Genomic DNA, 20,740 nt, shown 5'->3' on the forward strand with positions numbered 1-20,740 from the left:
AATCAACGGATAAGAGATGTGGAGCCGCCATAGCCGTTGGCCTATTTCAGCCCTCCTAGACCTGCAAGTGCAGGTGGGCACCGGTTAACGTGACCAGGGCCACGACAGAGCCAGTTCCCTAAGGAATGCTTATCGGCCCGGGGGTTGATTCGCCTGACGAACCAGGCAGCTCCTGAGGTCTATATGAGCCGCCTGCTTCAGAGTTTCAACGCCTAAAAAGCAAAACTAGCTGTTTTCTACCTGCGTCATAAAACTCTCGGCTGTTTCAGCCAGCGCGAGCAAACGCTCTTTGCGTGTCTGTGCACCAGCATCAACTGGCTGCTTCTCAGCTTTTTCAACCTTTTTCTGCAACGCACGGATATCCCGGCGTAAATCATGAATTTCGTCAGCCATGAGCAAAGCAGCCATAACAAGCGTTTTTGCTTCGCTTGGCGCGCCGCCGAAAGAACGCGCGCGTTGAACCCAGCCCTCAACCGATTGCGCCATATCGTAAAGATGGGGTTCCTCACCATCACGACACCCAACACCATACGTATAACCATTCAGACGGATGGAAACCTGTCCCATTTACTTATCCTCCGCCTGTGCAAGAACCGTCTCGATTCTCATGCATAACGCATCTATGTTCGCTGCTATTTCCTGCACATTGGGCTGCTCGTCATACTTCCGCAAAAGCGCCTCGCGCTCTTCCGCCTGTTTTTTGACGAGACTTGCCAAACGTTCGAAAACACTCTCGATCCGCTCAATGGCACTGTTTTCGCTTTGCATGTCCGGCTGTTCGCTCAAAACCTTGCGCGCTCCCCACCGCATGGGGCCCGTTCCGATAATGCCGGAACCCCTTTATAGTCTTCTCTATTATGCAGAAGAACCCCGAAGCCCCCCCGACGTCAAGCGTATCCCACTTACCGCTTGTACCAATTTACGTCATTTCTTCACAAAATGATTACAGGCGGCATGCTCATCACGCCGTAACACGCTGGATTGCGCTGTCACCAGAACACGCAGGAGCAGCATTTGGGCTTAAATGGTGGTTCAGCGTCACAGATGGAAACTACCAATACTCAATCCTTGATTGCGGTGCATCCGCAGCACTGGCACAAGATGCTTTAAATCTCGGCGTCGGTTGGGTCATATGCCGCGCCCCAGCAGCACAACTCGCCGCACTCGCAACCAACTCTCTGTTCGTAAAGCGTGTACTGACGGAACGTCCCGCGCCCCATTCCCTTACTTCTGAGTAACCTTTGGACAAAAAATATGTCTTTTGCAGAACTCTATCTCAGCGTTAATTCCGCCACATCGAGCTGCGCATTGCTTGAGCACTTACCGCCCTTACTGGCACACGCTGAGGTCACGGCCTTTCGCCTACCATCGACGATAGAACTGTCTCAGCACAGCCTGACGCGACTCGTAAAAGAACTCCACCAACAGGACGTAGCCCTCATACTAGGCCTCGAAGATGGCAAACGGGACTGCCCTGCACATCTTCTAAACGCCATCGACGGTTTGCATGTAAATAATGCCGATGACTTAGCGCATTGGCGGAAAAAATTTCCCGACACACTACAAATAGGCACATCGTGCCAAACACGGGATGAAGCCATGCTGGCAGGTGAACAGGGCGCTGATTATGTAGCCTTTCCACACAATGAGACGGAACTGCTGAAATGGTGGAGTAATGTGGCAGAACTTCCGGGCGTAGCCGAAGGCGTATCCACGTCCAGCGAGGCCTCAACAGCCCAAAGCGCAGGCGTGGATTTCCTAGATGTCCGGCTCAATCTTGACGGAAAAGATGCAGCCCTGCTTTTTCCCATCATTGCCGCAGTATCGGTTGAGTAGGTTAACGCGCTTTAGTGACCTCTAGGGGTCACTACACCATGCAAAAAGTACAAAACCCCATTCGCTTGTGGAAACGACTTGCCCCATACGCGAACAGAGGGGTCACGGCCATTACCGACGACGAAACTACCATCTACGGTTGGTTGAATATAAATCCACTGCCCAGACAGTGTTTTAAGGCTCAGGCTTGCGGCCTTGCTTCGACGCAACGCTTTTCCTAGAGCCACTTCGTCCCAGCGGCCCGGCACAACAGAGTACTGCGCCAGTTCAAGCAACCGTGACTGGTTGTAAGACGCCGTGATGCCGCCCTGCCACTGACCAATCGTTTTTTCTAAGGCAGCGTTAGGGAAAGCAAACACAGTGTACGGCCCGTTGGCATTCAACCAAGGCATGATACCCGTCTGGCGCAACACCTGAGCGTAATCAGCCAGCTCTATGGACGCCTCTACGTTTTCTTGAAGCGGACGGTCCGCGAATGATGGCATTGCAGGCGCACGATAGGCAGCAGGGCTATCGGCCCGCCCATCTATGCTCGGCATCCGTGTCTGCGGCAAAGCATCAGGCATAGATTGCGCTGAGACGCTGCTCCGCGTCTGGAAGCTGTCTTGTGGATGTGGAGGAACCAGATGATGGTGACCCATACCGTGGCAACCCGCCAATGAAAGGCACGCAACCACCGACAAAACCGAGCGCACGATATGTGTCATACTTTCTCCACACCACTTTATTCGTGACCTTACATCATCACGAACGCTCAGCAACCCTCCCCGCGCATTGTCCATCCCACTACGCGGCCTGTAACAAGCTCAAACGTCGTCTGGCAGCTCACGCTGTAAGCAGTTCCGGGGAAGCCGCCACCGCCGTAGCCCCAACCTGCGCCACCCCAGCCGCCGCCCCAGCCGCCATAACCAAGGCCCGGACCGCCCCAGCCGCCGTAACCCCAACCGGGACCGCCCCAGCCGCCCCAACCCCAGCCGCCGCCACCCGTGTACTCGGTAGCGTTTTGTATATAGGCGAGGAACGAATGTCCTTCCGCTTGAAAGCTGCGGTTAGGAACGCCGAACTGTCGAAGCACGTCCACTTCGTTCTTACCGATCATAGAATCCAGCACTTTACGCTGCTCCATGCTTGGAACTTCGCATGCGGAAAGACCGAGCAGAGCTGCAATGGCAAAAAGCGGTGCTACTTTCATAAAACCAATCCCTGACAAGATACGTCTATAGACACAATGGGTACTATAGACGCGAATGGCAATGCGTGCGGATTAAATCCTAGCAAAGTACCGCCAGCTTATCCTAACCACAAAATGTCACGCAGTGACGGCGCGCCAGTCGCAAGCATCACCAAACGATCAAAACCGAGCGCAATCCCAGAGCAAGACGGTAAATCCGGCAGCGCGGCCAAAAAGTCTTCGTCTACCGGCCAATTCTGCTCCGGCGTTAACGCTATCCTACGTCTGCGGTCAGCCTCAAACCGAGCCCTTTGCTCCACAGGGTCGGTTAATTCTTCAAACGCATTCGCAAGTTCGATGCCACCAATATACAATTCAAAGCGTAACGCGGCTCTTGGATCGATGGGGTCCCGCTTTGCTAGGGCCGCCTGTTCAACAGGCCAATGCGTCAGAAATGTTGGTTTGTCCCGGCCGATAAAGGGCTCAATTTTATCCAGCAACAACCGGAAAAAAAGATCTTCCCAAGTCTCTCCGTCACGCAAAACCACTCTGGCCTGCTCTGCCAAAAGCATCGCATCTCCAGCCGTCGCGAGGAGATCCGCTCCAACGTAACGCTGAAAAGCTTCCTGCATAGTCAGACGCTCAAAAGGGACATGAACAGGAATGTGCCGCCCGTCCCGCCAAACCGTGTCAGGCAGCAAGGCTCTTACATAAGCTTCAGTTTCGTCCATTAACGACGCCAAATCCGCACCGGGACGATACCATTCGAGCATTGTAAATTCAGGATGGTGCGTGTTGCTTGCTTCACCATTCCGCCAGACGCGCGCTAGCTGAAAAATAGATTCATCCGTAGCCGCCACGATGCGCTTCATCGCGAATTCCGGACTCGTGTGCAGAAAGCGCGCTTCCACGCCGCCATCTGGCCGCTCCAAAATAGTCCGAAAACAGTGCAGGTGGACCTCCTCCCCCGGCACAGGTACCGCGTAAGGCGTTTCGACCTCCAAATACATTCTATCTTCGAAAAAGCGACGAGTCTCTGAAACCATGCTCATACGCCGCTTTAAAAGGGGCAACCGCTCTTTGATACGTTGCTGATCAGAGACTTTTAGCGGCATTTTGCTACCTTTTTTATAATATGCACCCTACAAACATCTTTGTTTGCATCGCCTCACCGCTTGCAGGCACACCCCTCTGGCGGCTAGAGCCATCGCATGCACGATAGGGTCAAACACACTTTAAAAACCAGCCCCACAACCGGTGGAGCGCACACACGCGTCCTGCGCAATACCCCTGAGCTCGTTGCGGCAGGTTTCATTGAGCCCAACCAAGCCGCCACCTTGCACGAAGTCAGTGAGCGCTACGCCACGGCAGTGCCACCTGCATTCCAAGCCCTCATCACCCATCCAGATGACCCGATTGCGCGTCAGGTAATCCCTACAGCACTTGAGGCCATCACCTTACCTCACGAGAACATAGACCCCATAGGAGATGATGCTCTCTCCCCCGTTCCGGGAATTGTGCATCGCTACGAAGACCGCGCCCTACTCAAGCCGCTTCTAATTTGTCCGCTCTACTGCCGCTTCTGCTTCCGCCGAGAGCATGTTGGTCCGGATGGTGGTTTATTAAGCGAGGCGGATCTAACACGAGCCCTAAGCTGGATTGCAGATCACCAACAAATTCGGGAGATCATCCTGACCGGGGGAGACCCCCTCATGCTCTCCCCACGCCGCCTCAAACACATAATTACAGAACTTTCGGCCATCCCACATGTGGAAACGATCCGCATTCATTCGCGGGTGCCGGTGGCAGATCCCGCACGTCTAACACCCGAATTATTGGATGCGCTCGAAACAGACCGAGCCATGTGGTTAGTGGCTCACATCAATCACGCGCGTGAACTCACCCCAGAAGCACGCGCTGGCATACGAAACATTCTCTCCCGGGCCATTCCCGTACTCTCACAGTCTGTTTTGCTGCGCGGCGTGAACGATACCGAAGAATCTCTTGAAGCACTCTTACGCGCTCTCGTTACCGCACGCATCAAACCTTATTATTTACACCACCTCGACTCCGCCCCCGGCACGGCCCACTTCCACGTCCCTATTGAAGAGGGGCAAGCTCTGCTGGCGCGGCTCAGGGGGCGCGTTACGGGACTGGCATGGCCGACCTACGTTCTCGACATACCGGGCGGCAAAGGCAAAGTGCCCATTGGCCCCAATTATCTCGAACCGAACACCCCCAACACCGTTCGTTCTCCGAGTGGTGAACTGAATCACTTCACCTAAATCGCTACATCATTCGTGGAAAAACAGCCTGCCGCCTTGCCGTTCCCCCCTAAGCGGCGCTAGAAGCGGCTCATAAACGTGCTTTTTATCAAAAAACGCAATGCCTTCAGGCACAGGATAGAGACATGAAACAACAAGCCAACCTTATTCGCGCTGGCCAAGTCATCGAGCATGACGGTCGCCGCTGGACAGTTCTTAAGCAACAGATCATTACACCGGGTAAAGGCGGCGCGTTCATTCAGGTCGAAATGCGCGACCTCAAGACCGGCAACAAAACCAATGAACGCTGGCGTACCGCTGACTCCGTCGAGCGTCTTCTGACAGAAGACAGAGACTACACCTACTCCTACATGGATGGCGAAAACCTCGTGCTGATGGACCCAGAAACGTTTGAGCAGGTCATGCTGCCAAGCGAACTTCTGGGCGACCAACTGCCTTTCCTGCAAGACAACATGGAACTCAGCGTAAAGCTGGTTGAAGGCGATGCCGTCGGCGTTTCACTTCCTCCACAAGTCACGCTCGAAATCGCTGAAGCAGACCCGGTCGTGAAAGGCCAAACGGCTTCTTCATCCTACAAGCCTGCGCTGCTCGTAAACGGCGTTAAAACTCTGGTTCCACCCTTTATCGAAGCTGGTGAGCGCATCGTTGTACGTACAGAAGATGCTTCTTACGTTGAGCGCGCCAAGGACTGATCACGCCTGACGGAACTTAAGGAGTTCACTATCCATGCGTCTATCCGCGCATATGGCCGTAATGCAAAATGCGGCCCACAAGGCGTCTCGTCACCTTCTACGTGACTTTGCTGAAGTTGAGCAGCTTCAAGTCAGCATCAAAGGCCCGGGAGACTTTGTCTCTCAGGCCGATATGCGCGCCGAAAATATTATCCGTGAAGAGCTCACACGCGCCCGCCCCGGCTACGCTTTCCTCATGGAAGAAAGCGGCGAGTCCGGCGGCGATAACTGGACGTGGCGTTGGGTTGTCGATCCGCTCGACGGCACATCGAACTTCCTCCACGGGATCCCCCACTGGGCAATCTCCATTGGCCTCCAACGCCGCCTCCAAGACGGTTCAATCGAACTCGTCGCAGGCGTTGTATATAACCCTGTAGCCAATGAGATGTTCTGGGCAGAAAAAGGCGTCGGCGCATTCCTAAACGAGCGCCGCATCCGCGTATCAGCACGCCGTACCCTGAACGAAGCTCTCTTTGCGACAGGCATCCCATTCGCAAAGGTTAGCGGACGCAACCGCTTGGCATTCGCACGCGTACTTTCAGCATTAATGCCGAAAGTTGCTGGCGTTCGTCGCTTCGGCGCTGCTGCTCTGGACCTCGCCTGGGTGGCTGCTGGCCGCTACGAAGGCTACTGGGAATTCGGCATCAAGCCCTGGGATTGTGCAGCAGGTGCACTGATCGTCCGTGAAGCGGGCGGCCACGTCACAGGCCCCGATGGGATTGATCTCAACGAATTGCCGGACGACGTGATCATCGTTGCGGGTAACGCCAACATGCATGCGCCACTTAAAGAATTGGTTCATGAAGCCCTGACGAGAGACGAAGCCTAAATTTTTCGTCTCTGGCGGCAAAATACGGATTGTCACGTCCACGATGTGAACATCCGGTACGTTGTGCCATTGCCGCCACCCCATAGGCTCGGTTAGGATTGGTCCTGCATGAACAGGTCAATTCTAACCTCCCTCGCCGTTACAGCCGCCTTGGCTGCTTTTTCTCCGCATTGCGCCAAAGCGCAAGTCGCGGCGAATCTTGACAATCTGCCCCAAGGGCAGACTGCTCCACCTGCCCCCAAAGCCCCACCGACCCACGCTGCGGCTTCCCATGCACAGGCAGTGCGCGCCGAAAATAATCCCGCGCCACCCTCTACGTCCCATCACACGGCACCTTCACACACCTCTATTCCCGGCGTTCCCGCCGCTCCACCTCCTCCCGTGGTCTTGCCTCCCCCTTTCGGGGACATCCCCCTCCACCCCGCAGTGGCAGCAGATGCGGTAACACCGAACCCAAATGCCAAAACGAGCACCGCACCTCTACAAGAGGGCGACCTGCGCGTGCTCTTTGACAATAACTCCGCTGACCTCAACGCCCAGACACTCTCCGAGGTAGCGGCATTCGCAGATCGCCAAAAAAATACACCTGAAAAACGCATTCTTCTCCTCAGCTATGCGACCCTCCCCGGCGACGATATTTCAATGCCCCGACGTATCGCTCTGGCCCGCGCGCTTGCCATTCGTTCCATTCTGGTAAGCCATGGAGTAGCCTCAACACGCATTTACCCTCGCGCACTTGGCCGCCCAGACCAGACGGACACCGCCCCAGCTGACCGCCTGGATATTTTAACAGAACCCCATTCAACACCGGACCTGAAAGCGTCCGAAACAAGGACACAGACCCCGTGACACGCCCCACAACTTTTCTTCTTCGCATGGGCCTTTTCCTGCTGGCCGTCATCGCTCTAGCTGCCTCTATGGCACCGACCCTGACACATGCCTTTCAGGGGAATCCAAAGCTGATCTCCGTAATCTTGGGCGTGCTTGTTCTTGGTATTTTGTGGAATTTGCGCGTCGTCCAACGCCTCATGCCCGAAGTCAGCTGGGTTGAAATGCTGCGCCAATCCCGCGCAGGCTTGACCGCCCCTAATCCTCCTCGCCTTCTCGCGCCAATGGCGAGCATGTTGGCTTCGCGCAGCCGTAGCGATAAGCTGAGCCTCTCGACGCACGCGACCCAAGCGATGCTCGACAGCCTCTCCTCGCGCTTGGATGAAAGCCGCGAAATTTCACGCTACGTCACGCAGCTTCCAATTTTTCTTGGGCTACTCGGTACATTTTACGGCCTCTTGCTAACGGTAAGCTCTATTGCTTCCGTCATCTCAGGTATGTCTGCCGGAAGCGGAGACCTTGATGCGATGTTTGGCCAGCTCAAAACGGGCCTTGCCGCTCCGCTAGGTGGCATGTCCACGGCCTTCTCTGCTTCAATGTTCGGACTTGCATGCGCGCTTGTTCTTGGCTTTTTGGACTTAACAGCCGGACAGGCACAGTCTCGCTTTTTTAACGAACTTGAAGAATGGCTGGCTGGCCTGACCCGCGTTGGTAGCGGCGGCAATGCTGTTACCGAAAACGACGGCGCTCCAATCCCCACTTACGTTCAAGCATTGCTCGAGCAAACAGCCGAAAACCTTGAAACCCTGCAAAACGCCGTTTCTCGCGGCGAAGAAGGCCGCGTCCGTGAACTCGAGTTGCTGGACGGCCTGCAAGAGCGCCTGCGCGGCATGACAGAACTCCTACGTGCCAACCAACAAATCATGACACGGACAGCTGAAACTCAGGCAGAACTTGGCAGCTACCTTCAAAAACTGCACGGGACCGAGCACAACGCGCCGCTTGAACGCATTGAAGGGCAACTTGCCCGAATGGGAGAAGACCTCAAACAAGGTCGCCTCCAAACAACTGGCGAACTCCGTAACGATTTGCGCATCTTGGCGCGTACAATTGCCGCATCTTCTGGCACTAGCGTACGTCAGGATTAAACACTATGGCACGCCGCAAGCGCAGTTCACATAACGCTCTCGACGCATGGCCCGGCTACGTGGACGCCCTGTCCACGCTGCTTATGGTTGTCACTTTTGTTTTGCTCGTCTTCGTCGTGGGGCAACAGTTTTTGTCTGTGTCCCTAACACGGCGTGAGCACACTCTTGACGCCCTGCAAAAGCAACTGGCTGAGCTGTCCCATATGCTCTCCATGACGGAAGATAAAAACCGCTCGCTTAACGCAACCGTCGCCAGCCTCGGGTCAGAAAAAGAGCACAACGAGGCCCAACTGGCCACGCTTTCCACTCAACTCGCGGCGCTTTCTGGTCAACTGCACGACCGAGACCAAGCGATTGCTGCGGCTGACACATCATCCAAAGCACAAACCAGCAAAATTACCGAGTTACAGGCGCAAATTGATGAGCTGACGCGCCAACTCCAAGCCATCAGCAGCGCTTTGGACCTAGAAAAGAAAAACAGCACAAGCAAAGACGACCAAATCAAAGATTTGGGAAACCGCCTCAACGTCGCCTTGGCTGACAAAGTCAACCAGCTGAAACGCTACCGCTCTGAGTTCTTTGGCCGTCTGCGCGATCTTCTAAAAGATCAAAAAGGCGTCAACGTCGTCGGTGACCGCTTTGTTTTCCAGTCTGAAATTCTATTTCCACAGGGCAGCGCAGATTTAACTCCTGCGGGCCGGAAAGAAATCGTCACGCTGGCGCATACATTCAAGCAGGTCGCTTCGACCATCCCTACAGATTTGCCGTGGATCCTCCGCGTGGACGGTCATGCGGACCGTCAGCCCATTCACAGTGCATTTCCAAGCAACTGGGAACTCTCTTCAGAGCGCGCCATCACCGTTGTGAAGCTCCTGATCAACGAAGGCGTAGACCCGCACCATCTCGCAGCAACAGGCTTTTCGGACTACCAACCACTCGATTCGGCTGACACCACAGCAGCTTACGCGCGTAACCGCCGTATCGAGTTCCGCCTGACGGATCGTTAAAACAGCAACGGCGGAGCCCAACTCAAAGGTTCCGCCTTACACTTCCCGTTCTGCAACAGCTTTTTATCCTGTTAAACCGGTCTAGATACCCTGCCAAGGCACCCCACAAGCACGGCTCTCATTCGCCCCTGATTTCATAGGTAAGTTCTGCAAGGTTGAGATTTCCTCCCGGCGCGTTCTGTTCTATGTATGCCGTATGACCGACACCCCTCTCTCCCTTATCCGCAATTTCTCCATCATCGCCCATATCGACCATGGGAAGTCCACGCTGGCTGATCGTCTCATCCAAGCTTGTGGTGCCCTGACCGAGCGCGAAATGAAGGCGCAGGTCCTCGATTCGATGGAGCTGGAGCAAGAACGCGGCATTACCATCAAGGCACAAACCGTTCGCCTGACCTACCCGGCTAAAGACGGTAAAATCTATACCCTGAACCTCATGGACACTCCGGGCCATGTGGACTTCGCTTACGAAGTAAGCCGCTCGCTTGCCGCATGCGAAGGATCTTTGCTGGTTGTTGACGCATCCCAAGGCGTTGAGGCTCAAACGCTCGCCAATGTTTATCAGGCGATTGACGCAAACCACGAAATCGTACCGGTCCTTAACAAAATTGACTTACCCGCTGCTGAGCCGGAGCGCGTACGCGCACAGATCGAAGAAGTGGTGGGGATCCCCGCTGACGACGCTGTCGAAATCAGCGCCAAAACCGGCATCAATATTGAAGGCGTCCTGGAAGCCCTTGTCCAGCGCCTCCCTGCCCCAGCGGGCGACCGAGACGCCCCATTGCAAGCGCTTTTGGTCGATAGCTGGTACGACCCTTATCTCGGTGTGATCATCCTGATTCGTGTCGTGAACGGCGTTGTTCGTAAGGGTGACCGCATCCGCATGATGCAAGCGGGCTCAACCTATCACGTTGACCAAGTCGGTGTATTCCTACCGAAAATGACCAACGTCGCCGAACTCGGCCCGGGCGAAATGGGCTACATTAACGCGGCCATCAAAACCGTTGCCGATGTCGCTGTTGGTGATACCGTCACGCTTGACCGCCGCCCGGCTGAAAAAGCACTCGCAGGCTTTAAACCCTCCATCCCAGTTGTGTGGTGCGGCCTGTTCCCGATCGATGCCGATGATTTCGACAAGCTCCGTGAAAGCCTTGGCAAACTGCGCCTGAACGACGCATCATTCCACTTTGAGGCGGAAAGCTCAGCAGCACTCGGCTTCGGGTTCCGTTGCGGCTTCCTCGGTTTGCTGCATCTGGAAATTATTCAAGAGCGCCTCTCGCGTGAGTTCAATCTGGACCTCATCGCTACGGCACCTTCCGTCGTTTATAAAATGACACTCACGAATGGTGACGAAGCCGAGCTCCACAATCCAGCGGACATGCCCGATATCGCGCAGATCGCTAAAATTGAAGAGCCGTGGATTAAAGCGACTATCTTGGTGCAAGATGAATACCTCGGAGCGGTGCTTACGCTTTGCTCAGAACGTCGCGGTATCCAGCTTGACCTCACCTATGTTGGCAATCGCGCCATGGCTGTTTACCGCCTCCCACTGAACGAAGTGGTGTTCGATTTCTACGATCGTCTAAAATCCCTGACGCGCGGCTACGCCTCATTCGACTATCAGGTCGATAATTATGAGGAAAGCGACCTCGTCCGCATCTCCATCCTCGTCAATCACGAACCCGTTGACGCTCTGGCATTCGTAGCGCACCGCACTGTTGCAGAATCCCGCGGCCGCTCAATCTGCACCAAACTAAAAGACCTGATCCCAAAGCAGCTTTTCAAAATCGCTATCCAAGCGGCTATCGGGTCCAAAGTCATCGCCCGTGAAACAATCGGCGCGCTGTCAAAAGACGTGACTGCAAAGTGCTATGGTGGTGATATTTCGCGTAAGCGCAAATTGCTCGACAAACAAAAAGAGGGCAAAAAGCGTATGCGCCAGTTTGGCAAAGTCGAAATCCCGCAAAGCGCATTCCTTGCAGCCTTGAAAATGGACTAACGCAGCCGATGCTTAAAACAGCCGCCATCCTCTTCGTCCGCAACGACATTGGAAATTTAGGGTGGTGGTTAGCGCATCATATTGCCGTTGGGTTTTCTACTCTCATTGTTTGTGATGACCATTCAAACGACGGCACAGCGGCGCTATTAAATAGCGCCGCTTCTTTACATGACATCCGTGTCTATCAGTCAGACATATCCCTCGCCTCCGCGCCAGAACGCCTTAAAGATTTTGAAGAGCACGTTCTTAAGGATATTCAGCAGGAATTCGATTGGGTCCTTTTCCTTGCTGTAGACGAGTTTTTGCATCTCGAGCACGAAGCCTCCGTTCACGACTTTCTTGTTGCCCATTCAACCGCACCGCTCGCTCATTGGTGTGTGTTCGGTTCCAACAATCACGGCGCACCCGCTCCCTTCGCTCCGACTGAGCGCTTCACTCATCACGCCAGCCAAACGTTCCCAGACCACAGCATTACACGCCGTTTTATCCGCCCGAGCGATCACGTTACTGCGCCCGATCCCTTCAGCGCACCGCATTCATCGGCTCAGTGGTCGGATGCGCGCATTCTGCATTTTGCCTGCGGTGACCGCGCATCATTTGAAAGCAAGATGTCCGGCACTTCAAAGGAACACATTCAAAGCGCGTGGGAGCACTTTAACCAGAACGAAATTTTATTCGCGGGCGCTCAACGTCATCTCACACAAACGCGCACACTGCATGCCACCATGGACCAAACCCGCCTAGCGGAACTCCACTGGCGCTTGACAGAGATGATTGCAAACAGGCCAGAGCAATTACCCGTCTCGCTTCAAAGCGACCTACTTGCTGCGGGTGATACTTCCGTACCCACACAAAATTTTTCAATCGGCAGTACAGTTAAACTTGTCTACAATACCATGACCCACTCTCTTCAAGGAGTTCCTAAACATACCCTTGAAGAAGACCGTCACATCCCACTTATCCTCTCGGTTGAACGCCCATCACCGACGACAGGCATCGCAGCTGCGGTTTTAACAACAGCACGCTCAAGCAATAACGCCTTCTTATACGTTACGGGGGTTGCGTCTTTGCTGGCCCATATTCCCTTAGAAATCCACACCCGTGAGCGACGCATCGTTTCACCAGTGACCAAAACAGCGGTTACTTTCCCGATTGAAGAACCAAGCCTCTCCAAAGCAGCCCCTTCACCGGAATACGCCACACGACTGGCGACGTACCAACAACTTGTGAGGCATGGTCACACGCTTGAAGCTTTGATCCACGGCATTGCACGCCACGACATGGTCGATGCCAGCGCCCTTGGGTGCGCTATTGCGCTACTTCCCCCCAATGACGCTGACAAACTTTCGGACATGTTCCCCGGGTTAGTCCCGGCTAGTGTCCGCCCTAAGCACTAAGGGCGGCACGGCCTGCCGACGCAAACAACGCAAAAGCTTCGCGGGCTCCGGCCCAGACTTCTGCCTTATAACTCTCATCAGCTGCCTCCAGAATATTCTGCAACCGCCCTAAAAATAACGGCCATCCACCGTTGCTATGCCCTGATGACAAATACTCTTTGGGTAAAGCCGAAGATACTTTTGCAGCCAATACTTTCCCCCCAAGGCGTGAGCCTTCTAGAACATACAGCACACCTACTGCATAGCCATCATGCGTTTTAGGATTCCACAAAATCTCGTCGGGCTGCACGGCTTGCAGCGCCTGTAAATCCCGCGAGAGCGCCGCGGCACGCCAGTCTGTGCCTTCCGCCACACCAAAATCCCGCAACCAGCGCTCCAAAACCGGTACGACACGCGCATGTGCCGCGAGAAAGCGCCCATAAGAGATTTGGTCTTGCAAATCAAAAGCTGAAAAAATTTGGTCAACACCATCGTGCTCAGTCCGGCACGCCCGTCGCAGTTGAACAAGGGCACTATCCGAACGACTATTCATTTTACTCATTCCACCAGAAACCTTGGTATTTCATTATCCAATAAGAGACCACGCATCCATGCTGGCCGTTATGCGTTAGCACTGACTGTACTTTTCAGGAATGCTGCACGGAGCCGGCTCGTATGACAACCCCATCGCCTTCTCGTCCCAAACGCCGCATTCTCAAATTTTTCTCTTACGGTTTGGGCGTTTTTGCCGCTGCTATTCTGCTGTTAATTTTCTTGTGGCGGTGGGATTGGTTTGTCCCCCTTATCAACCGCAAAGCAACTGCAGCGCTCCAACGCCCCGTGAGCATTGCCCATTTGCACGTCTCTCCCGGCTTCAAAACCAGTGTTACAGTCGACGATCTTCGCATCGAACAACCGGCCGATTTTTCTGAAGAAAAGCAAGACTTTGCTTCCGCTCGCTCAGTAACCGTCAAATTCGACGTCTGGCGTTACATCACCGGCAAGGGATTATCCATCCCCGTCATACGCGTTGACGCCCCACAAGGTGACATTGTCTCCCGCCTAAACGGCAAAAACAACTACACATTCCCTAGCTCGTCTTCAAAAGCGGATACGAAGAAAACCTCTTCGACGGGCGATACCCCTCACTTTAACGAAATTGCGATTCACCACGCGGATATTCGCATCGCACTCGCCCGCCTCAAAACGGACATGCACCTCCGCATCCACACGACAGAACCTACAGAGCATCAGGCCGGCTCCATCACACTTGACCTCAACGGCCGATATGCCCAAGCCCCCATCACTGGCCACATTGTTGGAGGCGCCCTGCTCGGACTTACGAGCCGCGACACCCCTTACCCCATCAACGGCAAACTTGAGAATGGTCCAACTTTTGTCACGCTCCACGGCACAGTCGATGACCCAATGGCTTTCAAAGGGACGCACCTCGCGCTCCACTTTGCCGGACCTGACATGGCCCTGCTTTACGCTTTAACCGGCGTACCCATTCCTCACACGCCAGCCTACAGCATCACTGGGAATCTAGGTTATTCAAAATCCTACATCCGCTTTGACCAGTTTGAAGGACGCATGGGCACTTCTGATATCGGCGGCGATATCCATGTAGACCCTCACCAAAAACCAATTTTCGTGGAGGCCCACCTGCACTCACGCAATGTTAATCTCGCCGACCTTGGCGGATTTATTGGTGCCAAAACAGGGACAGCACCACCACCACCCAAGACCAGCAATGCTATTTTGCCGACATCTAAAATTGATATCCCAAAACTCAATGCAGCCAACGTAACACTCACCTACCATGGCAACCGCATTGAAAACAAAGACTGGCCCCTTGATGACATAGACACCGCATTTGACATCCATGACGGGTCCATCAATTTGCACCACCTCACCTTCGCAAGTGGTACCGGCCATATCAGTGCCGAGGCCAAGCTTGATCCAGCCTCTGCCAGCCAATTCCACACCCACGCCAAGCTTGACGTCTCACGCCTGCCCCTCTCTCGCGTTATGAAGCCTTCTTCGATGTTTCAGGGTCAGGGAACAATCGGTGGGCATATGACACTAGCTTCAACAGGGAACTCTGTGGCAACCCTAGTGGCGAACGGCAATGGTGGTATTACCCTCGTGCTAGACCGCGGCGGCAATATTACCGCCCTGCTCCCTGACTTGATTGGCTTAAAATTGGGATCAGCCGTGTTGTCAGCTCTTGGCATTCCAGACCGCTCAAAGCTTGATTGCCTTGTGGCAGACATGCCGCTTCAAAACGGCATACTAAAAACCCGCTCGCTGCTACTCCAGACAGGCACGACCCGCACAACAGGCAATGGCAGTGTCAATTTTCATAACGACACACTCGACTACGCCATGACAACACGCTCCGTGCATCCTCAAATCCTATCCTTGCCCGGCGCCATTCACATTAGTGGTCCCATTGCATCACCAAGCATTACACCCGGCGCAGAACTCATAGGCCGTGTCGCGGCTACAATTGGCTTGGGTATCCTGTTCCCTCCCGCCGCCCTCCTGCCCACCATTCAATTTGGTGTAGGGGAAGGCTCAGCATGTGAACACGCCCTCGCCAATGCGGACCAACATCCCGCCGCCGGCATAGCACCGGGCAGCACAACAGGTGCAACACGCGCCAAACATGCGTATAGAACACGCCATAAAGCCCATAGATAACGTTTCTATACAGTACCGACCCTAGCGGTCAGCCTCCATTGCCGTATAAGGTGCTCAACACATTATACCGCCGGAGTGTCTGACCGTTGTCCCCTATTCTTGACCGCTGGTTCCACATATCGGCCCGTGGCTCCACGATCTCACGTGAAGTTATTGCAGGGCTCACCGTTTTCGGAGCGATGGCATACATCGTTGCCGTAAATCCCATGATCCTTGCCAGTACGGGTTTAGACCGGCACGACATGGTCATGACTACCATAGCAGGTGCAATGGCTGGCACTCTGTTAATGGCCCTTTGGGCACGGCTGCCAATAGCACTCGCTCCAGCGATGAGCAGCAACGTTCTTTTCGCTCAGATCATCGTTCATCAGGCGCATGTCAGCCCCAGCACTGCCTTTACGGTCGTGCTTATGAGTGGACTGTGCTTTACCGCCCTTTCCGTCAGTCGTGTGCGCCAAAGAATAATTCAGGGGTTCCCGCCCAGTATTGTGCTGGGCATCCAAATTGCACTCGGGGCCTTCATCGCCCGTATCGGCCTCACTACAGGCGGGATTGCGGCAACAGGCCCTGAAGGCTTGAGCTTTGGCTCCCTAGCGGACCCCTCCGTGCTGCTGTGCCTTTTTGGTGTTCTACTCTGCGCTATCTGCACTGTTTTGCGCGTTCCTGCAGGCCTACTTATCGGGATCGTCGTGCTGACAATCCTTGGGCTATTCGTCCATGACCAACACGGCGCAATAACACACTTACCAGCGCACATGCTCGATTGGCCGCACTACCCAACACATCTTTTCCTCGCGTTCGATTTCCATGATTTCTGGAACAAAATCGGCCTCTTGTTACCAATCACACTCTATTTTCTCATCAGTGATTTCTTCGATGCAACCGCAACACTGATGAGCGTGGCTCAAAGAGCAGGACTTACAGGCCCAAATTCGGAGAATAGTCTTGACCACCGCGCCTTTGCTTCTGACGGCGCCGCTAGCATCATCGGCGCCAGCTTGGGGACATGCACCGTCTCTGCCTATGTTGAAAGCCTCGCTGGCGTGGAAGCGGGTGGCCGCACAGGCTTGAGTGCGCTCGTCGTAGCCATTCTGTTTGGCATTGCTTCATTCTTTTGGCCGATTATTACGTCTATCCCAGCGATTGCTACAGCACCTGTTCTCATTCTGGTTGGGCTCAGTATGCTTGGAGCGCTGAACCAACTGTCCAACACCGCGTCAGAGAGCATCCCCCCAATAACGATGCTTCTAATCGCAGCCATCACCGGCAACTTCATGTTGAGCCTAACCTGCGGCCTGCTGCTCTATACAGGAATTGCCGTAGCCCAGCGTGCCTTTAGCCGCCTTACGCCAATTGTTCTCGGCCTCGACGCAGCTTTCGTATTCTACATGGTCCTTCAATCACATATTGGCGGCTGAGCTTTACAACTTAAGTCATTCTTAATGTTTTGGGGGCATACTCACCATCATGAGCCATCGCCCCCATATCTTTATCGCGACGCCCTGCTTTGGCGGAACCGTCACTCAAACCTACATGCAGTCCCTTTTTGAATGCATGGCTCAAGCCGCCCACCACAACATAAGTTTTACACTCTCTACTCTTGGTAATGACGCCTTGATTACCAGAGCGCGCAGCACGCTACTTCAGCATTTTTTAAGCTGCGAAGACGCCACACACCTTCTGTTCGTCGATAGCGATATCGGCTTTACCTTGAAGGATATTGAAACGCTGTTGGCAGCTGACAAAGACATGATCGGTGGCGCTTACCCGTTGAAATCCCACTATTGGGACGACAATACCGATCGCTTCATACAAGCTGGGGAACACCCCCACACAGCTAGCCTACGTTACGTCGGAGATTGCGCCGCTCTCTACGATACATCGCAGCCAACACATCTTGTCCAAGTTTCCTATGTCGGCACGGGCTTCATGCTCATCAAGCGAGCCGCATTATTGCAAATGACCCAAGCATATCCCGAAACCGAGTATACTCGAATCGATGCACAGCAGAGCGGCCACTTTGAGGCCGCGAAAAGTCATACCTTTGCGCTTTTTGACTGCTTGATTTGCCCGGCCACCAAAACATATCTCTCCGAAGACTTCGCATTCTGTAAGCGCTGGAAAGATATTGGTGGCAGTATTTGGCTCCATCGTAGCCTCTCTCTGAGCCATGTGGGACCGGCCACATTTCAAGGAGCGCCTGCAGCACGCACCATGGCTTTAAAGGGCACGCCATGATCTCGTCACAATATTAGTTTTAAAGGCTCATTAGGCGATGTCGGGAGCGTGATGCAAAACCAATCCCCGACATCGCTTTTTACATTGCGTCAGGCATTAATCGCCGCTTGAAACAAAGCTATATTTGCTTTGTAGTCCGCCGCCCCCAGGCAGGTGTTGTACCACACCTTATGGTAGCGGCTTAACGCACTTGCATCGCTCACAGCAGGTAGTGCCTCTTTCGCCCGGTAATACCGTATGCGCGCTATTGCACAGGCGTACCGCAGGTTGCTCACCATTTGCTGACAACGCGGCTGGTCTGGAGCCAGCATTCCCTCTAAAATTACCGCGTAATGGCGTGCCCCGGAATAACGTAAGTAATTATTCCAACAATCATCATGGGTCGCAGGCTCCATTTGCCACAACCCCAAAGCGGGCCCACCACCAATCTGCTTCAAATACGCTGCACGGCTCTCCGCCAAAGCTGTACCTGTTAATAAATTTACCGCGACCTCACCACCCAATCCAAGATCCTTCAAACTCGGTTCGATCACACATCGCTTCAATTGCGTTAGGTCAATTCCTGCCGCCATGCTCACCGTGTTCCTAAAGAAAAAGCAAAATGCACCACACCCGTACCTAAAATAGACGTTAATAGTGTTACCAAACCTGTCAAAACTGCCCGCCCGCCAATCAAACGATCTAATTTACCATTCACAACTCTGTTACTTTCCTCCATTTTAGTCTCTAGATTCTTCATCTGATCACGTAATGAGGAAATTTCTTGCCGTGTCTCTACACGTAATTGTTCGTGTCGGTCTGATAAGCTACTTGCCACCGTCTCTAGGCGCAAAACGCGATCTTCCAACATTCTCAACGTGTAAGCGCGCCGCTCTCCGCCATCTTCCTGTTCCAAAACCCCCGCAACGCTCTCTGCCATTACCTCTCCAGTCCCAAAAAAAAAGCGCCCTTGAGGGGCGCTTTGTGGCATTGAGCCATAACACTAGACAAAACTGTACTGAACTACAATCAAAATCGGTTCTTGGCCTCCGAGCCAATACGACGCATAAAGGCAAACATGAGTACTCCTTCGAGTGAGCCCCTATTGGATGTATGCGGCCTGAACTGCCCCATGCCTGTCCTAAAAGCGAACCGTACCCTCAAAACTCTCGCACCCGGCACGCGGCTGCGCGTGCTAGCAACGGATCCGGCCTCAGTGGCCGATTTTCAAGCATTTTGTCGTGAAACAGGACATGCCCTCGTTGCGTTCTCAGAAAGCAGCGGGACGTTCTCTTTCGTTATTCGCAAACGAGAAAATTCCACTTTGGGCTGACCTTCTTGCAACAAAGGCCCATCAAAATCGCTGTGGGGCTGGCAAAAACCGTTCACAAACGGTAATCCCTCGCTACCTCAATTCACTTCAGCCCTCGAGCCCGTCTTGGGAGTAACCATGTCCGATCCCGTCACCGCCTTATCGTTTGAAGATGCCCTCTCTGAACTAGAGCGCATTGTTCGCGGCCTTGAAGGCGGCCAAATGAAGCTGGAAGACGCTATCGCTGCATACGAACGCGGCTCTGAACTACGCCGTCATTGTGATTCCAAGCTGGGAGAGGCAGAAATGCGCGTACGCGCAATCGTGCAAAAAAATGACGGTTCGACTAGCACCGAAACGCTTGTCGACAACCATGAGATTGGCCAATGAGCACTTCGAACACGACATCTTCTCTTAAAACGGCTCTTGCCCAAGCCTGCACAGAAATTGAAGCTACCATTGACGCACTGCTACCCATGGTCCCGGGGGATGAATCCGTCCTGCTCGAGGCTATGCGCTACGCAGCACTCGGTGGCGGCAAGCGGCTGCGTGGCTTTTTGGCCGTAGAAGTTGCCTCGCTGTTTGGTGCAGACCATAACGCCGCACTGCGCGTCGCCGCATCCGTTGAGTTCCTGCACGCCTACTCTCTCGTTCACGACGATTTGCCTTCAATGGACGATGACGATCTAAGACGCGGTCGCCCATCAACGCACCGTCAGTTTGATGAAGCCATCGCCATCCTCGCGGGCGACGCGCTGCAGACACGCGCTTTCGAAGTGCTCGTTGAAGCAGAAACCAGTGCTGACGCTACAATCCGCGCAGAACTCGCGCTTGCACTGGCTCGTGCTTCCGGTGCCGCAGGCATGGTCGGCGGACAAGTTGTCGACATCCGAGGCGAAGGACGCTCTCTGCCATTGGACCAAGTGCGGCGCCTCCACGCCCTCAAAACAGGCGCACTTATTCGCTACGCTGCAGAGGCGGGAGCGATTTTAGCAGGCGTCAATGACTCACGCCGCGACGCTATCGTAACCTATGGCCTACGCTTAGGTACTGCCTTCCAAGTCGCTGACGACGTGCTAGACGCAACCGCTAGCGCTGAAGAACTTGGAAAGACCGCAGGCAAAGACGAAGCAAGCGGCAAATCTACCTACGTTTCTCTGCTCGGCATTGATGGCGCACGCGCGGAAGCACGCCGCCTCAGCGACGAAGCACGAGAAGCACTTTCATCTTTTGGCCCACAAGCAGAGGCTCTCCGGGCCTTGGCGGATTATGTCGTCGAGCGCAGGAGCTGAGTT

The 20,740-nt window shown here is 54.2% G+C and carries 25 protein-coding genes and 1 other RNA gene (1 of these 26 cut by a window edge); 16 read left to right on the forward strand and 10 right to left on the reverse strand.

The window, feature by feature from the left end; translation table 11 throughout:
• The 4 genes from D5366_RS00730 to D5366_RS00745 form a co-directional block, all read right to left on the reverse strand.
• Positions 1-31: the start of a 5-formyltetrahydrofolate cyclo-ligase gene (locus D5366_RS00730; protein WP_141491864.1), read on the reverse strand. The gene continues 542 nt to the left of window position 1, outside the view; the window shows 31 of its 573 coding nt (coding positions 1-31); the start codon lies at positions 29-31; the stop codon falls past the left edge of the window.
• A non-coding RNA gene (gene ssrS, locus D5366_RS00735) (6S RNA) lies at positions 18-175 on the reverse strand. Before ssrS ends, D5366_RS00730 begins: the two co-directional genes overlap by 14 nt.
• A gap of 50 nt (positions 176-225) precedes the next feature.
• On the reverse strand, positions 226-567 hold the full coding sequence (locus D5366_RS00740; RefSeq protein WP_141491865.1) for a cell division protein ZapA: 342 nt from the start codon (positions 565-567) through the stop codon (positions 226-228).
• Positions 568-786 carry a hypothetical protein gene (locus D5366_RS00745; protein ID WP_141491866.1) on the reverse strand — a complete coding sequence of 73 codons (219 nt, stop codon included), beginning with the start codon at positions 784-786 and terminating at the stop codon, positions 568-570.
• A gap of 71 nt (positions 787-857) precedes the next feature.
• Between D5366_RS00745 and D5366_RS00750 the strand changes: the two genes are divergently transcribed.
• Positions 858-1,238, forward strand: a complete 381-nt coding sequence (locus D5366_RS00750) for a hypothetical protein (RefSeq protein ID WP_141491867.1) — start codon at positions 858-860, stop codon at positions 1,236-1,238.
• A 16-nt stretch (positions 1,239-1,254) separates the two neighbouring features.
• Positions 1,255-1,836, forward strand: a complete 582-nt coding sequence (locus D5366_RS00755; RefSeq protein ID WP_141491868.1) for a thiamine phosphate synthase — start codon at positions 1,255-1,257, stop codon at positions 1,834-1,836.
• An 11-nt stretch (positions 1,837-1,847) separates the two neighbouring features.
• Here D5366_RS00755 and D5366_RS00760 read toward each other — a convergent pair whose 3' ends face one another.
• The 3 genes from D5366_RS00760 to epmA all read right to left on the reverse strand — a co-directional run bounded on the left by D5366_RS00760 (position 1,848) and on the right by epmA (position 4,122).
• A complete protein-coding gene (locus D5366_RS00760; protein WP_170211023.1) occupies positions 1,848-2,543 on the reverse strand; it encodes a fasciclin domain-containing protein in 696 nt (231 codons plus the stop codon).
• Positions 2,544-2,590: 47 nt separating this feature from the next.
• Positions 2,591-3,028, reverse strand: a complete 438-nt coding sequence (locus D5366_RS00765; RefSeq protein ID WP_141491870.1) for a hypothetical protein — start codon at positions 3,026-3,028, stop codon at positions 2,591-2,593.
• A gap of 98 nt (positions 3,029-3,126) precedes the next feature.
• Complete coding sequence (gene epmA / locus D5366_RS00770; protein ID WP_141491871.1) at positions 3,127-4,122, reverse strand: EF-P lysine aminoacylase EpmA; 996 nt, start codon at positions 4,120-4,122, stop codon at positions 3,127-3,129.
• 96 nt (positions 4,123-4,218) lie between these two features.
• Between epmA and D5366_RS00775 the strand changes: the two genes are divergently transcribed.
• The 8 genes from D5366_RS00775 (at position 4,219) to D5366_RS00810 (ending at position 13,231) form a co-directional block, all read left to right on the forward strand.
• A complete protein-coding gene (locus tag D5366_RS00775) occupies positions 4,219-5,292 on the forward strand; it encodes a lysine-2,3-aminomutase-like protein (protein ID WP_141491872.1) in 1,074 nt (357 codons plus the stop codon).
• Positions 5,293-5,417: 125 nt separating this feature from the next.
• Positions 5,418-5,984 carry an elongation factor P gene (gene efp, locus D5366_RS00780; RefSeq protein WP_141491873.1) on the forward strand — a complete coding sequence of 189 codons (567 nt, stop codon included), beginning with the start codon at positions 5,418-5,420 and terminating at the stop codon, positions 5,982-5,984.
• A gap of 34 nt (positions 5,985-6,018) precedes the next feature.
• Complete coding sequence (locus D5366_RS00785) at positions 6,019-6,852, forward strand: inositol monophosphatase family protein (RefSeq protein ID WP_141491874.1); 834 nt, start codon at positions 6,019-6,021, stop codon at positions 6,850-6,852.
• A 108-nt stretch (positions 6,853-6,960) separates the two neighbouring features.
• Positions 6,961-7,701, forward strand: coding sequence for an OmpA family protein (locus D5366_RS00790; RefSeq protein WP_141491875.1), 741 nt, complete (start codon positions 6,961-6,963; stop codon positions 7,699-7,701).
• Positions 7,698-8,828 carry a flagellar motor protein MotA gene (locus D5366_RS00795; RefSeq protein WP_141491876.1) on the forward strand — a complete coding sequence of 377 codons (1,131 nt, stop codon included), beginning with the start codon at positions 7,698-7,700 and terminating at the stop codon, positions 8,826-8,828. The genes D5366_RS00790 and D5366_RS00795 overlap by 4 nt, the downstream gene beginning before the upstream one ends.
• 5 nt (positions 8,829-8,833) lie before the next feature.
• Positions 8,834-9,835, forward strand: a complete 1,002-nt coding sequence (locus D5366_RS00800) for a peptidoglycan -binding protein (protein WP_141491877.1) — start codon at positions 8,834-8,836, stop codon at positions 9,833-9,835.
• Positions 9,836-10,031: 196 nt separating this feature from the next.
• Complete coding sequence (gene lepA, locus D5366_RS00805; protein ID WP_141491878.1) at positions 10,032-11,834, forward strand: translation elongation factor 4; 1,803 nt, start codon at positions 10,032-10,034, stop codon at positions 11,832-11,834.
• A gap of 8 nt (positions 11,835-11,842) precedes the next feature.
• Positions 11,843-13,231: a glycosyltransferase family 2 protein gene (locus D5366_RS00810; RefSeq protein ID WP_141491879.1), complete on the forward strand. Its 1,389-nt coding sequence runs from the start codon at positions 11,843-11,845 to the stop codon at positions 13,229-13,231.
• On the opposite strand, the gene D5366_RS00815 is transcribed toward D5366_RS00810, so the two are convergent.
• Positions 13,221-13,763 (reverse strand): biliverdin-producing heme oxygenase, encoded by a 543-nt coding sequence (locus D5366_RS00815; protein WP_141491880.1) that lies wholly within the window; start codon positions 13,761-13,763, stop codon positions 13,221-13,223. The genes D5366_RS00810 and D5366_RS00815 overlap by 11 nt on opposite strands.
• A 122-nt stretch (positions 13,764-13,885) precedes the next feature.
• Between D5366_RS00815 and D5366_RS00820 the strand changes: the two genes are divergently transcribed.
• The 3 genes from D5366_RS00820 to D5366_RS00830 all read left to right on the forward strand — a co-directional run bounded on the left by D5366_RS00820 (position 13,886) and on the right by D5366_RS00830 (position 18,154).
• Positions 13,886-15,916 (forward strand): AsmA family protein, encoded by a 2,031-nt coding sequence (locus D5366_RS00820; RefSeq protein WP_141491881.1) that lies wholly within the window; start codon positions 13,886-13,888, stop codon positions 15,914-15,916.
• Between the two features lie 86 nt (positions 15,917-16,002).
• The gene (locus D5366_RS00825) at positions 16,003-17,334 is read left to right on the forward strand and encodes an NCS2 family permease (RefSeq protein ID WP_141491882.1); all 1,332 of its coding nucleotides are present in this window, start codon (positions 16,003-16,005) and stop codon (positions 17,332-17,334) included.
• A 49-nt stretch (positions 17,335-17,383) separates the two neighbouring features.
• Complete coding sequence (locus D5366_RS00830) at positions 17,384-18,154, forward strand: hypothetical protein (protein WP_141491883.1); 771 nt, start codon at positions 17,384-17,386, stop codon at positions 18,152-18,154.
• A gap of 89 nt (positions 18,155-18,243) precedes the next feature.
• Here D5366_RS00830 and D5366_RS00835 read toward each other — a convergent pair whose 3' ends face one another.
• Together D5366_RS00835 and D5366_RS00840 are read right to left on the reverse strand one after the other, a co-directional pair.
• A complete protein-coding gene (locus tag D5366_RS00835) occupies positions 18,244-18,726 on the reverse strand; it encodes a hypothetical protein (protein ID WP_141491884.1) in 483 nt (160 codons plus the stop codon).
• A gap of 2 nt (positions 18,727-18,728) precedes the next feature.
• Complete coding sequence (locus tag D5366_RS00840; protein ID WP_141491885.1) at positions 18,729-19,073, reverse strand: hypothetical protein; 345 nt, start codon at positions 19,071-19,073, stop codon at positions 18,729-18,731.
• A 138-nt stretch (positions 19,074-19,211) separates the two neighbouring features.
• On the opposite strand from D5366_RS00840, the gene D5366_RS00845 reads away from it, so the two are divergent.
• The 3 genes from D5366_RS00845 to D5366_RS00855 all read left to right on the forward strand — a co-directional run bounded on the left by D5366_RS00845 (position 19,212) and on the right by D5366_RS00855 (position 20,737).
• Positions 19,212-19,466 carry a sulfurtransferase TusA family protein gene (locus tag D5366_RS00845; protein WP_141491886.1) on the forward strand — a complete coding sequence of 85 codons (255 nt, stop codon included), beginning with the start codon at positions 19,212-19,214 and terminating at the stop codon, positions 19,464-19,466.
• 117 nt (positions 19,467-19,583) lie between these two features.
• Positions 19,584-19,835, forward strand: coding sequence for an exodeoxyribonuclease VII small subunit (locus D5366_RS00850; protein ID WP_141491887.1), 252 nt, complete (start codon positions 19,584-19,586; stop codon positions 19,833-19,835).
• Positions 19,832-20,737, forward strand: a complete 906-nt coding sequence (locus tag D5366_RS00855) for a polyprenyl synthetase family protein (RefSeq protein ID WP_141491888.1) — start codon at positions 19,832-19,834, stop codon at positions 20,735-20,737. The genes D5366_RS00850 and D5366_RS00855 overlap by 4 nt, the downstream gene beginning before the upstream one ends.
• The last annotated feature ends 3 nt before the right edge of the window (positions 20,738-20,740 follow it).

This window comes from Neokomagataea tanensis, assembly GCF_006542335.1.
Lineage (GTDB): Bacteria > Pseudomonadota > Alphaproteobacteria > Acetobacterales > Acetobacteraceae > Gluconobacter > Gluconobacter tanensis.